Raw genomic sequence first — 17,119 nt, 5'->3', positions numbered from 1 at the left:
AACGCCCATGTCGCAGCCGAACGCTCCCCGAGTGACGCTCGCCCAGCTGCTGACCGTGCCGATCTTCGCCGCGGTCGGCCTGGCTTGCATCGCCCCCGCATTGAGGACGGGGGCGGTCCGGCATTACGGGCTCCTTCCTTTCCTCCTCGGGGAGGCGATTTTCGTCCCGCTGGTGCTGGCGACGACCGCGCAACTGATCCTCCGACGGAGGAGGGCCCGCGAGCGGGCGGTCGCCGCGTTGCTCTCGGTCTCCGCCTCGGCGGCGTTCCTCGCGTGCCTGACGCTCGTCGCGGTCTCACTCTGGGACATTGCCGTGTCCGTCTCCCAGGGGATGGCTCCGCCGGTCAGCCTGATCGCCTTCGTGATCACCCTCTCCGGCGGGCTGATCGCGTTGCGGGTGGTGATCCGAGGCCTCTGGTCCAGGGCCTTCCCCGGCCGATGCCCGGCCTGTGGGCACCGGGCCCTCTCCCCGATCTCAACCGATGACGAGTTCGCCGGGCGATCGGCCGCCTCGACGTTCTCGTGCGACTGCTGCGGCCTCGGTATTCGTGTCGATCGTCGAGGCGAGGCGACCGTGATCGACGAGGACTCAGGGAGGTGCGATCCCCGGGCTTCGGCGTCGATGCTCATCGCCTCCGGGTGACCGGGCCGACCTAGCTGGGTGATAATCGGGGAGGGATGGGTTCTCAATGACGACGACAGAACTCGGAACCTGGACTCATCGGATCACGGCCCGGGAGGCGACCGTGGCCGTCATCGGCCTCGGGTATGTCGGCCTGCCCCTGGTCGAGCTGTTCTCGGTCGCCGGCTTCCGGGTGCTCGGCGTCGACATCGACCGGGAGAAGGTCGATCGGCTCAACCGGGGCGAGAGCTACATCCGCCACGTCGACTCCTCCCGGGTCGAGGCGATGCGGGCGACCGGCCGTTTCGAGGCGACCGCCGATTTCTCGCGACTCGACGAGGCCGACGCGATCCTGATTTGCGTCCCCACGCCGCTCGGACAGCACCGGGAGCCGGACCTCTCGCCCGTCGTCAATACCGGCCGGGCGATCAGCCGGTCGCTCCGGCGTGGGCACCTCGTCGTCCTGGAGAGCACGACCTACCCCGGGACGACGAGGGACGTGCTCCGTCCCGTACTCGAGGCCGGTGGGTTGGTCTCCGGGGTCGACTTCTTCCTCGCCTACAGCCCCGAGCGGGAGGATCCGGGGAACCCGGGCCACTCGGCGGGATTGATCCCCAAGGTCGTCGGCGGGATGGACCCGACGGCCGCCGCGATCGCCGGGGTACTGTACGGGGCCGTCGTGCCGAGCGTCGTCCCCGTCTCGTCCTGCGAGGTGGCCGAGGCGTGCAAGATCCTGGAGAACACGTACCGGTCGGTGAACATCGCGCTGGTCAACGAGTTGAAAGTGCTCTACGACCGCATGGGGATCGACGTCTGGGAGGTGATCGAGGCGGCGAAGACCAAGCCGTTCGGCTTCCAGGCGTTCTATCCCGGCCCGGGTCTGGGTGGGCATTGCATCCCGATCGACCCGTTCTATCTGTCCTGGGTCGCCCGCAAGTTCGGCCAGTCGACCCGCTTCATCGAGTTGGCCGGGGAGATTAACACGGGCATGCCGTCCTTCGTGATCGGCAAGGTCGTCTCAGCCCTCAATGACGATCGCAAGCCGCTGAAGGGGAGCCGGGTGCTCGTGCTCGGCGCCGCCTACAAGAAGGACGTCGACGACCCGAGGGAGAGCCCTGCCTTCGAATTGCTCGAACGCCTCCGGGAGGGCGGTGCCGTGGTCTCCTATCACGACCCGCACATCCCCTCCCTGCCGCCGATGCGGCACCATTCGATCCGCCTGCAGAGCGTCTCGCTGTCGGCCGAGGTGCTGGCGTCGCAGGATTGCGTCCTGATCTGCACCGACCACTCGTCCTATGACTGGGCCTTCGTCGTCCGCCACGCGCGGCTCGTCGTGGACACGAGGAACGCGACTCGAGCGGTCGTCGAGGGTCGGGAGAAGGTCGTCCTCGCGTGAGGGGGTCGGCACGTGACGACGGGTCGCCGGGCCTCGCTCGTCCGCGAAACGCCGCACGTCTTGATGGGCCGTCAGGGTCGGCCTTGCACCCCGTCGGGCGGGTGCCGACGGAAAATCGCACCCGGGCCGCGATTTTTTTTCCGGGACGTTCGATCCCGGGTGACGCTGGCGACGCTGGACGGGATTGGCGGTGGATTCCCGGGGCCTGGTGTCGGTGTTGATCTCGGTTCGCCGCGGAAAATCCGGGGAATCCGCGACGCTGATTGGAGATTGCCATTGTGGTGAATTTTTAATCTCGATTTCATGATCATTTTTGCGATCGAGCATGACATGCCGTTGTTTGGTGTCTCGGGGCCCGGATCCCGCGGGAAAAGCGTCGTCCTCGCCAGTTCGCCGTCTTCCCAGGCGTGATATATTTCGCTAAGAAACTCAGCAGCATGGCCGGTGGACCGGTTCCGGCCCATACGGTTCCTTTCCACTGAGGGTGAGAGACGATGGCGGCGAAGAAGACTGCGACCAAGAAGCCGACCGCGAAGAAGACCACCGCCCGCAAGGCCCCGACGGTCAAGGCGACCAAGGCCCCCGCGGCCGAGTCGGCCGCCAAGACCAAGCCGGCGGCCAAGGCGCCCGCCAAGAAGCCGCTGAAGCTCAGCGAGGCCCAGGAGAAGATTCTCAATCAGATCGAGTCGGCCGGGGAGGGCGGCTACACCCCCTCCCAGAAGACCGAGCTGCGATCGATCGAGAAGCTCCGCGAACTGAAGCTCGTCAAGGCCGGGGCCAAGAACAAGGAGACGGGCGTCGTCCCCTTCATGACCACCGCCGCGGGTAAGAAGCACCTCGCCTCGAAGGGCTAAGCCTGGCTCGAGGAATCCGGAACTCGATCCCGCCGGTCGCCGCTCGACCGGCGGGATCGTCGGAATCTTCTCGGTTCGAACGCCGGTCGGCCACCCCGACAGGGCTTCGGAAGTTACGCTCGGCACGTTCACGAGCCGGGCCATTGGGCCGTTGTGGACGGCCATCTCCGCTCCGGCCCGGAGCGAGGCGTCGCCGAATCGGCCGTCCTTGCCGCCGTAACAAGCTCTCAGATCGGCTTTGAGACGCCCCCGATCGTCCTGGAGCCTCGGGACCGGTTCGGTCGGGCAATCTGCTCGCAGGCTTCAAAGGCGACGTCCTTCGGGGAGCGTCTGCCAGACGTGCTTCGACGATCCGAAGACTGGGTCGGTTCAGCAAGATGGCCTCGTCCCAGCAGGTCGTGTCGGAGGAGCCCGCCTCGTTGTCGAGGCAGAGGCTGGCTCCGAGGATTGGTGAATCTCCCATCCAACCGGGGTCCTCGAAGAACAGGACGGAAGTGGTCGTCACGCAGCCGAAGCTGCCGTGCGTGTCGAGCATCGAGCGTCAAGCGATGGTTTGCCCGATGCCCCCGGTCCCCCGAAGAGCTCCCGGACGACCGAGTCGATCGGCTCCGAGCCGGCGAGAAAGAGGGGGAGGCGGGACAGGGCCACCGACCTGACGTCCGGGGCCTCTTCGAGCTGGCCTTGACCCTTCGGCCTCCGGCGACAATCATCCCCGGCCGGCGATGCCTCGCCCCCGGAGGGTGGCGTCGATCGTCCCGGACTTCCCTCGACTCGATCCGCCGATGGGCGGTGGGGGCCCCGCAATGGATGGCCGCAGTCCCCGACTGACCGGATCGGCCCTCCTGCCGATCGTCCTCTGCCTCGCTGCGTTCTCCACCGGCTGCGGAGGGGTCGGTTTCATCGGCACCACCGCGTCGAGCTTCCTGAGGCACGTCCGGGAGAGCGAAGATCCCAACGTCCGATACGCCGCCTTCACCAAGCTCGCCGACCCGAGTTGCTACGACGACGAGTCGCAGAAGACCGAGGCCGTCCGCGAACTGGTCGCCGCGCTGGAAGGGGGCCAGGAGTCGGTCGCGACCCAGGCGGCCATCTGCCGGACCCTCGGCGCCCTCGACCGACCCGAGGCCCTCACCGCACTCCGCAAGGCGGCGCTGGCGGATGACCCCATCGTCCGCGCGCAGGCCTGCCGCTCCCTCGGCCGGATCGGCACGGCCGAGGATGGGACGATCCTCGCCCGGGTCATGGCGACCGACGTCAGCCGGGACTGTCGGGTCGCCGCGATCGAGGCGATGGGGACGCTGGAGCAGGTCGACCCCCGGATCGGCCTCTCGCTGGTCGAGGGGATGTGCAATCCCGATCCCGCCATCCGGGCGGCCAGCTACCAGGCCCTGAAGGAGGTCACCGGCGAGGACCTCGGCTTCGAGGTCGACCAGTGGGACCAGCTCGCACGGTCTCGGCTCGGCGAGGCCGCTCCCCCGATGTAATCGGACGCCTGATCGCCCGACGACTCGACTGGCGGACCCTTCCGGCTTCGTGAGACAATCGGCTCGGGGATTGCACCGCTGCTGACCCGTTGCACGAGCCGGATCGTCCCGAACCCGGCCCGAGGGGGCCGTGTCGTCGAGGTGTCATGGATACGCATACGCTGGAGTTGCTCCAATTCGGCCGCGTCCGATCGCTGGTCGCCTCCTACGCGGCCTCGCCGCTGGGCCGGGAGGCCGCGCTCGCCATCGAGCCGAGCACCGACCCGGGGGAGATCCGCCATCGCCAGGCGTTGACGACCGAGATGACCGACGCGCTGGCCGCCGGGCTCTCCCCGCCCCTCGCCGGGCTGATCGACGTGCGGGGCGCCGTCCGTCGGGCCGCCATCGGCGCCACGCTCGACGCCGAGGAGCTGGCCGACATCGCCTCGACCTTGCGGATCATCGCCGACGTCGACCGTTGGCTGTCCCGGATCGGCGACTCGTTCCCCAGGCTCGGCGCACTGAAGCAGGAGGTCGGCGAGTTCTCCGGCGTGGCCAATGCGATCGACGGCTGCCTGGATGCGAGGGGGATCGTCCTCGACACCGCCAGCCGACGCCTCTCGGAGATCCGCCGCGAGATCGGGGTCGCGGAGGAGCGGATCCAGGAGACGCTCCGACGGATGCTCCGGTCCCCCGAGATCCGCCGGATCCTCCGATACCCGAATTTCACCGTCGTCGGCCAGCACTACGTCCTCCCCGTCGCCCGGGACCATCGGGGTGAGCTGAAGGGGTCGGTCCACCGGACCAGTGCCAGCAACGAGACGGTCTACATCGAGCCCCAGGCGGTGGCCGAGCAATCCGCGCAGCTCTCATACCTCAGGTCGAAAGAGACGAAGGAGGTCCGCCGGATCCTCCGATGGCTCAGCGCCCAGGTCGGCCAGGTGGCCGAGCCGCTCGGCACCACCCTCGACGTGATGGCCGGGCTGGACCTCGTCCTCTGCCGGGGCCGATTCAGCCTCGACTACCGGATGACCCCGCCCGACCTGAATACCGAGGGGCGCATCCTCCTCCGGGGTGCCCGACACCCGATCCTCGAGCACCTGTTCCGCGAAGAGACCAAACGCCTCCGGGCCGAGGCCGAGGCCGAAGCGAGGCAGGCGAGCGACGCAGATCCGGCAGACGGCGAGGGCGGGGCGGACGGCCCGGGCAACGGCGAGTCGGACACCGGGTCGGGAGGCTTCGCCGTCGGCTTCCACCAACCCCCGGTGGGTACGATCGCCAGGCCCCCGGAGTCGACCGGCCCGGTTCGAGGCTTCCACGAATTGCCGGTCGGCAGCCGTGTCCCCTGGGTCGCTCCCCCCGAATTCCGGTTCGACCGGGACCTGTTCCAGCCCCCGGTCGGCCGCCCGGCCGACCTCGGCGAGGCGGGGTCGGACGAGACGCCGAGTGCCGGACCGACCGTCACCTTCCGACGCCTCCCTGAGCCCGAGCCGTTCGAGAGCGAGCAGGAGCTGAAGGGGGGCCTCTCGGGACGACCGGTCGAGCAACGGCGACGCGAGCGGGGCGAGGCGGGCGGGTCGGGCCCGGCGGCCTCGACTCGGACGCCGGGGTCGGAGGCCGAACCATCCCGATCGAGGCCGGACATCCCGACCCGCGAGGTCGTGCCGATCGACTTGCACCTGGGGCTCCAGTTCAACCTACTCGTCATCACCGGGCCGAACACGGGGGGCAAGACGGTGGCCTTGAAGACCGTCGGCTTGCTGGCGGTCATGGCCCAGTGCGGGATGCACATCCCGGCGAAGCAGGGGTCGCAGGTGACGGTCCTGGACGACGTGCTGGCCGACATCGGCGACGAGCAAAGCCTCGAGCAGTCCCTCTCGACCTTCTCCTCGCACATCCGGCGGATCACCGAGATCCTCCGCAAGGCGACGGATCGGTCGCTGGTCTTGATGGACGAGGTCGGTGCGGGCACGGATCCGGCCGAGGGGGCCGCGCTCGGCCGGGCGATCCTCGACGAGCTGGACAACACCGGATGCCGGGCGATCGTCACCACCCACATCGGCGACCTGAAGACCTATGCCTTCTCGAACCCCCGGGCCGAGAACGCCGCCGTCGAGTTCGACGTGGAGACGCTCCAGCCCCGCTACCGCGTCCATATCGGCGACATCGGCGCCTCGAACGCGCTCCAGATCGCCCGACGCCTCTCGATGCCCCCCCACCTGGTCGACCGCGCCTCCTGGTACCTCGACCGTCGCCGACAGTCCGGGGAAGACACCCCCGAGTGGGAAGCCGTCCAGCGGATGCGATCCGAGGCCGAGCAGGCCCGACAGGAGGCCATGGCCCAGCAGGCCGAGGCGGAGCGCACCCGGGCCGCCCTCGCGCAGAAGCTCGCCGACCTCCAGTCCCAGGCCGAGCGGGACGCCCGGCTCGCCGATTCCCGGGCCCGGCTCCAGCCCGGCGATCGCGTCGTCGTGCCCCGGCTCGGCTACGACCGGCCGGGCCGGGTGGTCCGGATCGACCCTAAGAAGAACAAGGCGGTCGTCGCGATCGGCCAGATGAACTGGGACGTGACGATCGACGAGCTGATCCCTCAGGTCCTGAAGACCCCCGAGGCCCCCACCCCCCACCGGGGGCTCTCTGCGGCCCAGCAGGGCGGGCGATCCCGATAGGGGGGCGCCCTCCACCCTTCGGGCCGGTCGGCCCGGCCGGGCCCCAACCCCGAGGCGTCTCCATCGGCTATGATGGGACGAACGACCCCCGTCGACCGCCGGAGAGCTCGGGCCGGGATGGAGCAAATCTATTACACGCAATGCCCGATGGGCTACGGCCTCGGGGCGAGCAACGGGTTCCAGATCAAGCGGATCGGGGCCGGATACCCCGCCTCGGGGGACGTTCGCCACCTGGCCCTCCGCCCCTTCCTGCCGGGGTCGAACGGCAAGGTACTGGCCCCGGGGACGCTCCGATACCGCCGACTCGGGGCGACGGCCGAGGTCGCCTGGCTCGAACCCAGGGGTCGGGAATATGAGACCGAGCGCGGCCAGTGGGGACGCCCCGGCGGCCATTTCGCGCACGGGCTCCGGCTCGACCCCGAGGACTTAGCCGCCCTCGCCGGATGGCCTGCCGGGCTCTTCGCTCGCCCCTTCTGGAGACGCTCCGACCCGGAGCCGAGCCGGGGCCGACGGCCGGAACCGCTGACGGTCGGCCGGGATGACCTGTCCGCCCCCCCGGACTTCGAGCACGTCTCGCCGACGTTCGATCTCGACCCCGAGACGCTTGCCCGTCTCCTCGCCGCCGTGGCCGAGGCTGTCCGATCCGGCCGGACCCTCTTCCTGATCGACCGGTCGGATCGGCTCGGCCCCCGCGTCGCCGCGGCGACATTCGCGTTCCCCGAGGTGCTCCGGGCCGAGTTGACGTTCTCGACGTATCACGACCGTCCCGAGGAGTTGAGCGGGTTCCGCATCCACGGGACGGTCCCGTCTCCGATGCTCAATCGCGCCCTCCTCGCCGGCCTCGGCCCAATCGTCGATCTGAGCGCCGGTCGGTTCGAGCCCGAGACGACCCCGCCTGCCTGGGCCTCGATCCTCGCTTCCTGGTTCATCCGGCGTTCGCCCCGGGACGCCGAGGCGTGGGTCCGGACCGACGCCCGGGCCCGATCGGCCCGACGACCGGAGGATCCTTCGATCCTCTGGTCCGACTCCTGGCTCGACGGGTTGATCGGAATGGAGGAAGCCGTCAGGCAACCCGATTCCGGACTGGCCCCGGACCTGGACTGGTCCCGGCTCGCCCGACAGGCCGCCTGGGCCTCCGCGGCGGGCCTCGCGGGGGAGCTCGCCCGGGCCCGGGGCCCGCGCTGGTGGGATCCTCAGGTCGGAGAGATCCCGAGGGAAAAGGCATCGCACGAGGCGTTCTGGTCGATGGTCCTTGCCCCCGAGACCTGGGATGAGGAGGGCGTCCGGGATTCGGCCGACTGGGGGCGGCTCGCCGCCCGCTTCTGGATCCGATATCAATCCCCCCAGCGTGAGCAGATGCTCAACGCGGCACTCCGGAGGATCGCCCCCGCGGACGCACTCGCCCGGTTCCTGGACGGCCTGATCCGATCCGTCCCGGCCGAGGCGGGCCGGTCGGCCCTCCAATGGTTGGAGCGTCGAGACGCGATCGATCTCGGGGTCCTGCTCCCGTTGAAGGCGCGAGTGGCCGTCGATCTCTTGCGTGTGGAGGGAAAGGAGGATGCACTCGTGGAGGTCCTCGGTCTGGTGACCGGGCAATCCCGAGAAAGCCTCCCGACCGTGCTCGACCTGATCGCGGAGGCGGCCGGGGAGGATCGGGAATCGATCCCGCTTGCCCGGCTCCTGGAGCGGGGCGATCCCGAGTCCCGGGCTGTCTTCGAGCGCTGGGCCTTGCGCAGAGCCTCACGGGACGGGGAGGACTGGCTCTCCCCCGCGATCCGTCGCCTCCTCGCCCACGAGTTCGACCGGGTCGAGTGGGATGCCCTCCGGGACCGAACGCCGAAGGATCTCATGCCCCAACTGGCCCGGGTCTGCCTGGAGGTTTCCTCCGCTCCCGGTTCCTCCCCGGAGGCCTATTCCTGGACGGTGGAGGATCTGTTGCTCCGGATCCGCGAAGCCGACCGGCCGACCTCGACTCGGTGGATCGAGCACTACCTCCGGGTGGTCGCCTCTCCTTACGACCTGGCGACCCGCATCGGGGCCCGGGGCGAGGTCCTCCGACGATGGCTCGCCACGGTCCGAGACGAGACCGGGCTTACCGGCCAGGCTATTGCCCTGCTCGACGACGCCGATGCCATCGGTCTGCTGCTCGAAGGCCGGCCGTCGATGCCCGGAGACGCCTTGCTCGACCGACTCCCGGCCGGGGATCGGGCCCCGGTGTTGGGGCGATTGATCGACCACCTGGCTTGCGGCCAGTTCGACGAGAGCAAGCCGATCTTCGTCCGCTGCGCGGAGCGGTGGCCGGGGGCGTTCGACGCCGGGGCGGACGGCCTGGACGAGATGGCAGGGCCGATCACCGGGCTCTTGCTCCAATTCCTCCCCGACCCGGAACTCTGGATCGAATGCCTCGGTCTCGTGGTCTCCTGGCTGGGGGTCGATCGATCGGGCGACCGGTCCTGGCCGGAGGACGGGCTCGCCTCTGCGGTCGTGTCCGAGACCAGCCGGCGGTCGGCCGACCCCCAGGCGGCCTGGGACCTGCGATCGGGCTTGCTGCGGGACGAGCGGGCCTATCGGGCCCTCGATCGCGACGTGGGACGCGACCTGCGTTCGCAGCATGCTCGCCTCGCGGGCGATGTGGCCCGAGGCTGGGACCGATCGTTGGACAAGGGGACGCACTCCGCCCGGTTCTTTGAGGTGCTGCTCAACTCCTGCGACGGCCCGAGGCTCGCCGCCGTCGTCCCCGAATTCGCCGGCGACCTGAGGACGGTAGGCGGTCTCCGCTGGTGGCTCGGGGAATCCCGGGGGGACGGCACCGTCGACCTTCGGGTCGCCTTCCCCGGGATCATCCCGATGGCCCCGCTCCCCTCTCCCCGGTGCCTGAACCCCATCGAGGCCTGGTTGTGCGTGCGGGGGCCCGGTCGGCCCTCAGCGACCGTCCGGGATGATCCGGATTTGCTCCCGGAACTCGGGGAGGGTCGAGTGGACTTCGCCTCCTCCGCGTCTGGCCCCGAGGCCAGTCTCCCCGGTCCGGAAGCCGATCGATGGTCCTGCATCCGGGCCCTCACGGAGTTCCACTGGGGCGGGAAGACTTCGGAGGCCCGATGGACCGAGCTGGCACTATGGAGGAAATCGGAGGCCCCCGGAATCTCCCCCCCGATCTCGTCGCTGGTACGACACGATCGGTATGATTTCCTCGCATGGCTCATCCTCGCGCTGGATCATCCGGGCCCGGGTTCGTACGAGGTCGAGGCGACGGCCCGATGGGCCGTGAAGCGGATCGGCCTCCGTTCGAGCCCCCGGCTCCTCTCCCACCTCGAGGCGATCGCCGGGTCGGGGATTGTCATCCCCCGGGATCGGCTCCAGTTGGCCCGGGACCTGTCGCATCAGATGGCCTTGCAACTCGATGATTGAGCGGGGGACCCCCTCGCGACGGGAACGCGGATTGCCGAGTTCCCGCGCATCCGAGGACGAGACGACCTTGCTCGGTCGCGACGACGGCCACCGAGCCCAACACCCATCACGGAGCGCGGACGATGACCACGCCAGCCGAAGGGTCCCTTGTCCTGGGGATCGACCTAGGGGGCACGAAAATCCTGGCCGGCGTGGTCGACGATCAGCACCGGATCGTGGGCCGGGCCAAGGAGTCGACCCCCGCCCGTGAAGGGCCGGAGGCGCTCCGAGAGGCGCTCGTCTCGGCGGGCCGGGACGCGTTGCAGGTCGCCGGGATCGGGCCGGAGCGCCTGTCGGCGATCGGGATCGGCTCTCCCGGCCCGCTCGACGTGGATGCCGGGGTGATCCGGTCGAGCCCCAATCTCAACGTCACCGACTTCCCCCTCAAGGGAACGCTCGAGGAAGCCTTCGGCACGCCGGTCGCCGTGCAGAACGACGTGAGGGTCGGCGGCTACGGCGAGTTCAAGCTCGGCGCCGGCCGGGGGTATCGCGACGTGCTCGCCGCGTTCGTCGGCACCGGGATCGGCGGTTGCCTGATTCGGGACGGCCGGATCGTCACGGGAGTGACCGGCAACGCCGGAGAGATCGGTCACCTGATCGTCAAGGCCGACGGCCCGAAATGCGGCTGCGGCCGGAAGGGGTGCCTGGAGGCGGTCGCCAGCCGGACGGCGATCACCCGACGGGTCTATAAGGCGATCAAGAAGGGGGCCTCGACCCCGCTCCGAGACGTGGTCAAGAGCAAGACCTCCCGGCTCAAGAGCAAGGAACTCTCCGGCGCCTATCGGTCGGGAGATCCGGTCGCCGTGCACGAGGTCGACCGCGCCGCCCGGTTCCTGGGGCTGGCGTTGGGAGGGCTCATGAACGTGCTCGGGCCGGAGATCATCATCGTCGGCGGGGGGGTCACCGAGGCCCTCGGCGGCCCATTCGTCGACCTGGTCCGGAACGCCGCGCGAGCCCAGGCGATGGCCGATCCGGATCGCCTGGTCCGCATCGAACAGGCCGAGCTGGGGGACGATTCCGGCCTGCTCGGCGCCGCCCTGATCGCCCGTGAGCGGTTCGTCGGGACCGGGGAACCGCAACGGACCTGAGCCGTCAACGGACCTGTCCGGAGTCGTCTCATGACTGCCTGGTCCGGCGGGGAAGCCCGGAGCAGAGCCTGAGGCGACCCCGGCTCGGGCACCGGCGGCCGTTCAGGGACAAACATCAGCAAACGATCGACATCGGGCCGCCTCCGAGCGTCCAGGTCCGGATCACTCAGGCGATTCGATCGGTCTGATTGGCCCCGGCCCCGGTCTTGCGGTATGATTCCGATGACAACACGATCGGAGAGTCGGTTGAGGAGAATCTCCGGGCGGAGCGCCGCCGAAGGAGTGGGAACCGCAGTCGCCGTCCTGGCTGGCCCCCTGGTTCCTTCGCGGGAAAGCGACGATGAAACGAGGCCCGAACAGGCATCGCGCCAAGTTCCTCCGGCTCCGTCGTCACCTCGACATTTGCAATCATCCCGGCAAGCCTCGCCGGATCCGGACGCGATCGGCCCGATACGCCGCCGCGCTGGCCGAGCAGTTGGGGTTGATCTGTCGCCCGAAGGTCTGTACCTGGTGTCACCGCCGTCAGCGGCTCCAACGGCACCACTGGAGCTACGACGAGCCGCTGAACGTGACCTATCTCTGCATCGACTGCCACGAGATCGCCGATCAGATGGTCTGGAACACCGCCATCGCCTGATCGGCCGACCCGTCGCCCGTTCAGCTCGCGTCCCTGACGCCGGGTCGATTCAGATCGATCGTGGCGGGTTCGTCCACGACTCCGATCGGCAGCTCGACCCGGACGACCGTCCCGGGCCCGTCCGCCGACTCCCAGCGGATCCGGCCGCCGACCGCACTCACGAACCGGGCGACACGGGGCAGGCCGAGGCCGAGCCCCCGCCCGGCCTGCCTGCCGCAGTAGAAAGGGTCCAGCAGGTGGGCGGCGCGGTCTTCGTCCAGACCGATGCCATTATCCCGGACTTCCCAGACGATCGACCGGGGATCATCGATCGATTCCAGGACAACCTCCCCGCCCGGATCGGTCGCCTCCAGGGCGTTGCGGAGCAGGGCGTCGGCCAGGTGGCGGAGGGCCTCGGGGTCCGTCGAGACGGCGGTCGAGGAACGGGAGAGTCGGGAGGAAAGCTGGATCTCCCTGGAACGGGCCTCGTCCTGGAGGTCTTCGACGGCGTCTCGTAAGACGCGATCCGGCACGCACGGCATCCGGCGAGGGGAGGGCGGCCGGGCGATGTAAATCAGGTCCCGGAGGATCTGGTGGGCTCGACGGGCCTGGCCGATGATCGTCTGGAGGGCGAGCCGATGTTCAGGGTCCTCCAGCCGGGCCTGGAGCAACTGGGCCCGACCGGCGACGATCGCCAGCGGGTTGTTCAGCTCGTGGGCCGCCCCGGCGGCGAACTCGGCCATCGCATCGAGGACGGCCCCCGGGTCCTGGAATGGCGGGTCGGTCGGGGGCCGGTCGAGGGCCCCGATCGCCGCCGAGAGCCGGCGGTCGAGTTCCCCCAACTCGCGTTCAAACTGCCGGTTTCGGGCGAACAGCCGGGACGCGTCGCGGAGCAGTTCGGCCTCGTCCGCCGGGGATCCGCCGCCGGTCAGACCTCCGGCGCTGAGCGACTGGACCTTCGCCAGCAGCCCCCGACGATCGACTTCGTCGAGCCCTATCTCGGGACGAGGTCCGGGCAGGGCCCAGGGCGTCCGCATGGCCTGTCGCCGAGCGGCCCTGAGTCGGTCGAGCCCCGCCGGATCAGTCACCAGTCCGGGTGGGACCGGGTTGGATCGGCCGGCGAACAGGGTCGCGTCGAGGACGTCGGGATCGCACCCCCATCGCCGGGCCATCGAGTGCCCGAAGTCTGCCGGATCCCGGCCGAACCATGACGACTCCAGGCGTCGGCGGGCCTGGTCGTCGGCCTCCAGCCACGCCGAGAGCCCGTTGGGGGCGACGGCGGCCAGGGCCCACAGGGCGATCGGGTGGAGCAGACCCGAACGGCCGGAGGCGTCGGGATCCGGGTCGCCCTCCAGTTCGGCCAGTCGTCGGGCGGCCAGGGCCGTCGCCACCGAGAATCGCCAGAGCCGATCCCGGGCCTCGGCGGCGCCGACGTCGCAGGGAGACCAGAAGGGGAGTTCGGCGAGCAACTCCGGCGCGAGGTCAGGGCCTCGGGCGGACACGAGGACCGCCCAGCCGGGGTCGAGGAGATCCAGCCCGGCGGCGGCCCCGGGCCCGTCCCGGAGCAGGGAACGGACGGTCGACGGCCGAAGCGGTAGCCCGCCGAGGCGGTCGAGTCGGTCCCGGATCGGGCCGTCGGCGCCGGTTCCGGTGGTCGGTCGAGGCCCTCGCACCCGATCGGGCTCCTTCCCGATGGGCCGGGCCTCGGCTCGGCCCGGCGACCCGTCGCCGCGGGGCGCGGCGGCGGGGAGACATTAGGACAATCGGCCCGTCCGGTCAAGCCGAGGCCGGGCCGGACGGGCCTGAAAAGTGGGGTAGGACCCGACCGGGTCAGGGCGTGGCCGGCATCTCCAGGTCGAGGTGCTTGCAGATCCGGCGGATCAGCTCGTCGACGTCCAGCGGCTTGGACATGAAGTCGTCGGCGCCGGATTCCTTCAGGTCGTCGATCTTGTCCTCCTCGATCATCCCCGAGATGCAGAAGATCTTGATATCCGACATCGACGGGTCGCGGCGGACCAACTCGCAGACGGCCTTGCCGTTGATGTCCGGCAGCATGATGTCCAGGACCATCAAGTCGGGGTGGTACTCCTTGGCCATCATGCCGGCGCCGAAGCCGTTGTCGACGTCCTTCACCTCGAACCGGCCGTCGGCGAGCAGGGCGTCCTTGATGATCTGGACGACCTCCGGCTCGTCGTCGACGACGAGGATCTTGCGTCGGCCGCTCTCCAGCGCGTCGGTGGGGATGTTGTTCTCCCGCATGAAGCGATAGAGGGCATCGCGAGGGATGCGGCGGAATCGGGAGCCCGGGACGCGGAAGCCCTTGAGCTGACCGGAGTCGAAGCAGCGGATGATCGTCTGCTGACTCACCTTGCAGATCTTGGCGGCCTCACCGGTCGTAAAGACGGTCTTCATCGTCGGGTACGCCCCCTTGACACGAGCCCCCGGGCCTTGCTCCGGCTCGACCGGACCCGCCGGACACCCCGTCCGATCCGGTCCGATCCCCTCGCCGGGCGCCCTCGATTCCTCCCTGAAATCGGACCCGCCCGCTGTAACGACGCCGAGCCCCTCCATTGCCCGATCCCCGCAATCGGCCTCGAAGCCGTCTGGGCGATCGGACCCGCAGTATAATGCCGACCTTCCCCAAGTGCCCGTCAAAAACTCGCGATTTTGCCGAAATTACCGACATCGCCAATTATTAGGTTAGGTCCCTTTCCTGTCAACCCAGAGAAGACAACGCGGTCGGGATGAATCGATGACCTACCGTCGGCCCTGCGATCAGGGCGCTATGGGAGGGGGACGCCCTCGTCATCGGTCGGGGGCAACGGGTCGGCGGACGGGATGGGGCCATCCGGGACGGTGGGGGGGCGGGCGTCGGGCCCGCGGCCCGACGGGTGCCGGCGCTTCAGGGAGACGAGGAGCGTGGAGAGGTCGGCGGGGTTCATGCCGCTGATCCGACCGGCCTGCCCGATCGAGCGGGGGCGGACTCGTCGCAGCTTCTCTCGGGCCTCGGCTCGGAGTTGGGGGATCGCCTCGTAATCGAAATCCGGGGGGATCGGCTTGTCCTCGAGCCGTCGGAACTTCTCAATCTCCGCCGCCTGTCGGGCGATGTAGCCGCCGTATTTCGCCTCGAGGATGGCCTGACCGACCGCGCCGGTCCCGTCGTCATCGAACCCTGCGAGCGAGGGCTGCAGCCGCTTGAGGTCCTCCCAGGAGACCTCGGGGCGTCGGAGCATCTGCCCCAGGGACTGGCCGTCGACCCGGACGGACTTCAGCACGGTGTCCAGCTCGGCGATGCGGCCCCGGCGTCGGGAGAACCGGGCCCAGCGATCGTCGTCGACCAGGCCGAGGCGGCGGCCGAGCTCGGTGAGGCGGAGGTCGGCGTTGTCGTGACGGAGCAGGAGGCGGTATTCGGCCCGGCTGGTGAACATCCGGTAGGGCTCGTCGACGCCCTTGGTCACGAGGTCGTCGATGAGGACCCCTATGTAGGCGGTCGTCCGGTCGATGACGACCGGCTCGTCCCCGGTGCTGGCGAGTGCGGCGTTGACTCCGGCGACGATCCCCTGCGCGGCCGCCTCCTCGTATCCGGTCGTGCCGTTGATCTGGCCGGCGAAGAAGAGGCCGGGGACGCGCTTGGTCTGGAGCGTGGGATCGAGCTGGGTCGGCGGGGCGAAGTCGTACTCGACGGCGTAGCCGAACCGGAGGATCTCGGCCCGCTCCAGCCCGGGGATCAGTGGGATGACCTCCTCCTGGACGTCCCGGGGGAGGCTGGTCGAGATGCCGTTGCAGTAGTATTCGAGGGTCTGACGCCCCTCGGGCTCCAGGAAGATCTGGTGCTGCTCGCGATCGGCGAACCGGACGACCTTGTCCTCGATGGACGGGCAGTAGCGGGGCCCGGTGCCCTGGATCTGGCCGGAGTACATCGGGGCCCGGTGCAGGTTGGCCCGGATCCGGTCGTGGACGGCGGGATTGGTGTAGGTGAGGTGACAGTCGAGCTGCGGGGCGTCGATCCGGTCGGTCAGGAATGAGAAGGGGACGGGTTCGGGGTCGCCGGGCTGGGGTTCGAGGTCCGAGAAGTCGATCGTCCGGCCGTTGATCCGGGGCGGCGTGCCGGTCTTGAACCGTTGCAGCTCGAATCCGAGGGCGCGGAGGTCCCCGGAGAGCCCCTCGGCGGAGACGTCGCCGGCCCGTCCGCCGGCGGTCTGCTGTTCCCCGGTGTGCATCAGGGCCCGGAGGAAGGTGCCGGTGGTGACAACGACCGCCCGGCCTCGGTAGGTCGCCCCGCCCCGGGCCCGGACGCCGACGCATCGTCCGCCCTCGACGACGATCCCCTCCACCGTCTCCTGGCGGAGCGAGAGGTGGTGCTGGCGCTCGACGGTCAGCTTGGCGAGGATCTGGTACGCCTTCTTGTCGCACTGGGCCCGGGGGCTGTGCATCGCCGGGCCCTTACCCCGGTTGAGCAGGCGGAACTGGATGCCCGCGGCGTCGGTCAGAAGGCCCATCGCGCCCCCGAGAGCGTCGACCTCCCGGGCGATCTGCCCCTTGGCGACCCCGCCGATGGCCGGGTTGCAGCTCATCTGCCCGACCCCGTCGACGTTGAGGGTCAGAAGCGCCGTCCTCCTCCCCATCCGGGCCGATGCGAGGGCGGCCTCCAGCCCGGCATGGCCGGCGCCGATGACGATGACGTCGAACCGGTACGAATCGGGGCGCTCGAAGTTGGACATCGTTGACGAGGGCGGGCTCGGGGGGGGGGCGGGTGAGATGATGACGTTGGTCGGTTCGTCCTGGGGATTTGTCCCCTGGCCATTCTATCGTCGGGGGAGGCGGCGATCGAAACGCCGACCCTCTGGTCGAGATCATTCCCGGTCGTCGGACCCCGCGGGATTGGGCGGGACCAGTGCGCCTCAAGTACGCGTCCGGTGCGCCATGTCGGCCCAGCGGTCTCCGGCGTTTGTTATTTCATGAAA

11 protein-coding genes are annotated in these 17,119 nt (G+C 69.6%); 8 read left to right on the top strand and 3 right to left on the bottom strand.

The genetic code is table 11. The features are described from left to right. Positions 1-7 precede the first annotated feature (7 nt). The 8 genes from ElP_RS25225 to ElP_RS25180 all read left to right on the top strand — a co-directional run bounded on the left by ElP_RS25225 (position 8) and on the right by ElP_RS25180 (position 12,176). Positions 8-643 carry a hypothetical protein gene (locus tag ElP_RS25225; protein WP_145274712.1) on the top strand — a complete coding sequence of 212 codons (636 nt, stop codon included), beginning with the start codon at positions 8-10 and terminating at the stop codon, positions 641-643. Between the two features lie 46 nt (positions 644-689). Further along, positions 690-2,018 (top strand): nucleotide sugar dehydrogenase, encoded by a 1,329-nt coding sequence (locus tag ElP_RS25220; RefSeq protein WP_145274709.1) that lies wholly within the window; start codon positions 690-692, stop codon positions 2,016-2,018. Positions 2,019-2,512: 494 nt separating this feature from the next. Next, positions 2,513-2,872, top strand: coding sequence for a hypothetical protein (locus ElP_RS38625; RefSeq protein WP_197446358.1), 360 nt, complete (start codon positions 2,513-2,515; stop codon positions 2,870-2,872). An 803-nt stretch (positions 2,873-3,675) separates the two neighbouring features. Next, positions 3,676-4,356: a HEAT repeat domain-containing protein gene (locus tag ElP_RS25205; protein ID WP_197446357.1), complete on the top strand. Its 681-nt coding sequence runs from the start codon at positions 3,676-3,678 to the stop codon at positions 4,354-4,356. Positions 4,357-4,502: 146 nt separating this feature from the next. Beyond that, positions 4,503-7,004, top strand: coding sequence for an endonuclease MutS2 (locus ElP_RS25195; protein WP_231749255.1), 2,502 nt, complete (start codon positions 4,503-4,505; stop codon positions 7,002-7,004). 117 nt (positions 7,005-7,121) lie between these two features. Further along, on the top strand, positions 7,122-10,412 hold the full coding sequence (locus ElP_RS25190) for a GAP1-M domain-containing protein (RefSeq protein ID WP_145274702.1): 3,291 nt from the start codon (positions 7,122-7,124) through the stop codon (positions 10,410-10,412). Positions 10,413-10,534: 122 nt separating this feature from the next. Next, entirely contained in the window at positions 10,535-11,539 is a 1,005-nt protein-coding gene (locus ElP_RS25185; protein WP_145274700.1) for an ROK family protein, read from the top strand. A 340-nt stretch (positions 11,540-11,879) separates the two neighbouring features. Next, complete coding sequence (locus ElP_RS25180; RefSeq protein WP_145274698.1) at positions 11,880-12,176, top strand: hypothetical protein; 297 nt, start codon at positions 11,880-11,882, stop codon at positions 12,174-12,176. A 20-nt stretch (positions 12,177-12,196) separates the two neighbouring features. On the opposite strand, the gene ElP_RS25175 is transcribed toward ElP_RS25180, so the two are convergent. The 3 genes from ElP_RS25175 to mnmG all read right to left on the bottom strand — a co-directional run bounded on the left by ElP_RS25175 (position 12,197) and on the right by mnmG (position 16,876). Then, positions 12,197-13,828: an ATP-binding protein gene (locus tag ElP_RS25175; protein ID WP_145274696.1), complete on the bottom strand. Its 1,632-nt coding sequence runs from the start codon at positions 13,826-13,828 to the stop codon at positions 12,197-12,199. A gap of 157 nt (positions 13,829-13,985) precedes the next feature. Continuing rightward, positions 13,986-14,567, bottom strand: a complete 582-nt coding sequence (locus ElP_RS25170; RefSeq protein ID WP_145274694.1) for a response regulator — start codon at positions 14,565-14,567, stop codon at positions 13,986-13,988. 371 nt (positions 14,568-14,938) lie between these two features. After that, entirely contained in the window at positions 14,939-16,876 is a 1,938-nt protein-coding gene (gene mnmG / locus ElP_RS25165; RefSeq protein ID WP_145274692.1) for a tRNA uridine-5-carboxymethylaminomethyl(34) synthesis enzyme MnmG, read from the bottom strand. Between the last annotated feature and the right edge of the window lie 243 nt (positions 16,877-17,119).

Origin of the sequence: Tautonia plasticadhaerens (assembly GCF_007752535.1) — a bacterium.
Lineage (GTDB): Bacteria > Planctomycetota > Planctomycetia > Isosphaerales > Isosphaeraceae > Tautonia > Tautonia plasticadhaerens.
The sequence above is the reverse complement of the archived record's forward strand: the minus strand, read 5'-3'. Positions and strand labels throughout refer to the sequence as shown.

What these genes read in the sequence shown, in the direction of transcription:
- ElP_RS25225 (WP_145274712.1), top strand. Translation starts at nt 8, where the DNA reads ATGTCGCAGCCGAACGCTCCCCGAGTGACGCTCGCCCAGCTGCTGACC.
- ElP_RS25220 (WP_145274709.1), top strand. Translation starts at nt 690, where the DNA reads ATGACGACGACAGAACTCGGAACCTGGACTCATCGGATCACGGCCCGG.
- ElP_RS38625 (WP_197446358.1), top strand. Translation starts at nt 2,513, where the DNA reads ATGGCGGCGAAGAAGACTGCGACCAAGAAGCCGACCGCGAAGAAGACC.
- ElP_RS25205 (WP_197446357.1), top strand. Translation starts at nt 3,676, where the DNA reads ATGGATGGCCGCAGTCCCCGACTGACCGGATCGGCCCTCCTGCCGATC.
- ElP_RS25195 (WP_231749255.1), top strand. Translation starts at nt 4,503, where the DNA reads ATGGATACGCATACGCTGGAGTTGCTCCAATTCGGCCGCGTCCGATCG.
- ElP_RS25190 (WP_145274702.1), top strand. Translation starts at nt 7,122, where the DNA reads ATGGAGCAAATCTATTACACGCAATGCCCGATGGGCTACGGCCTCGGG.
- ElP_RS25185 (WP_145274700.1), top strand. Translation starts at nt 10,535, where the DNA reads ATGACCACGCCAGCCGAAGGGTCCCTTGTCCTGGGGATCGACCTAGGG.
- ElP_RS25180 (WP_145274698.1), top strand. Translation starts at nt 11,880, where the DNA reads ATGAAACGAGGCCCGAACAGGCATCGCGCCAAGTTCCTCCGGCTCCGT.
- ElP_RS25170 (WP_145274694.1), bottom strand. Translation starts at nt 14,567, where the DNA reads ATGAAGACCGTCTTTACGACCGGTGAGGCCGCCAAGATCTGCAAGGTG.
- mnmG (WP_145274692.1), bottom strand. Translation starts at nt 16,876, where the DNA reads ATGTCCAACTTCGAGCGCCCCGATTCGTACCGGTTCGACGTCATCGTC.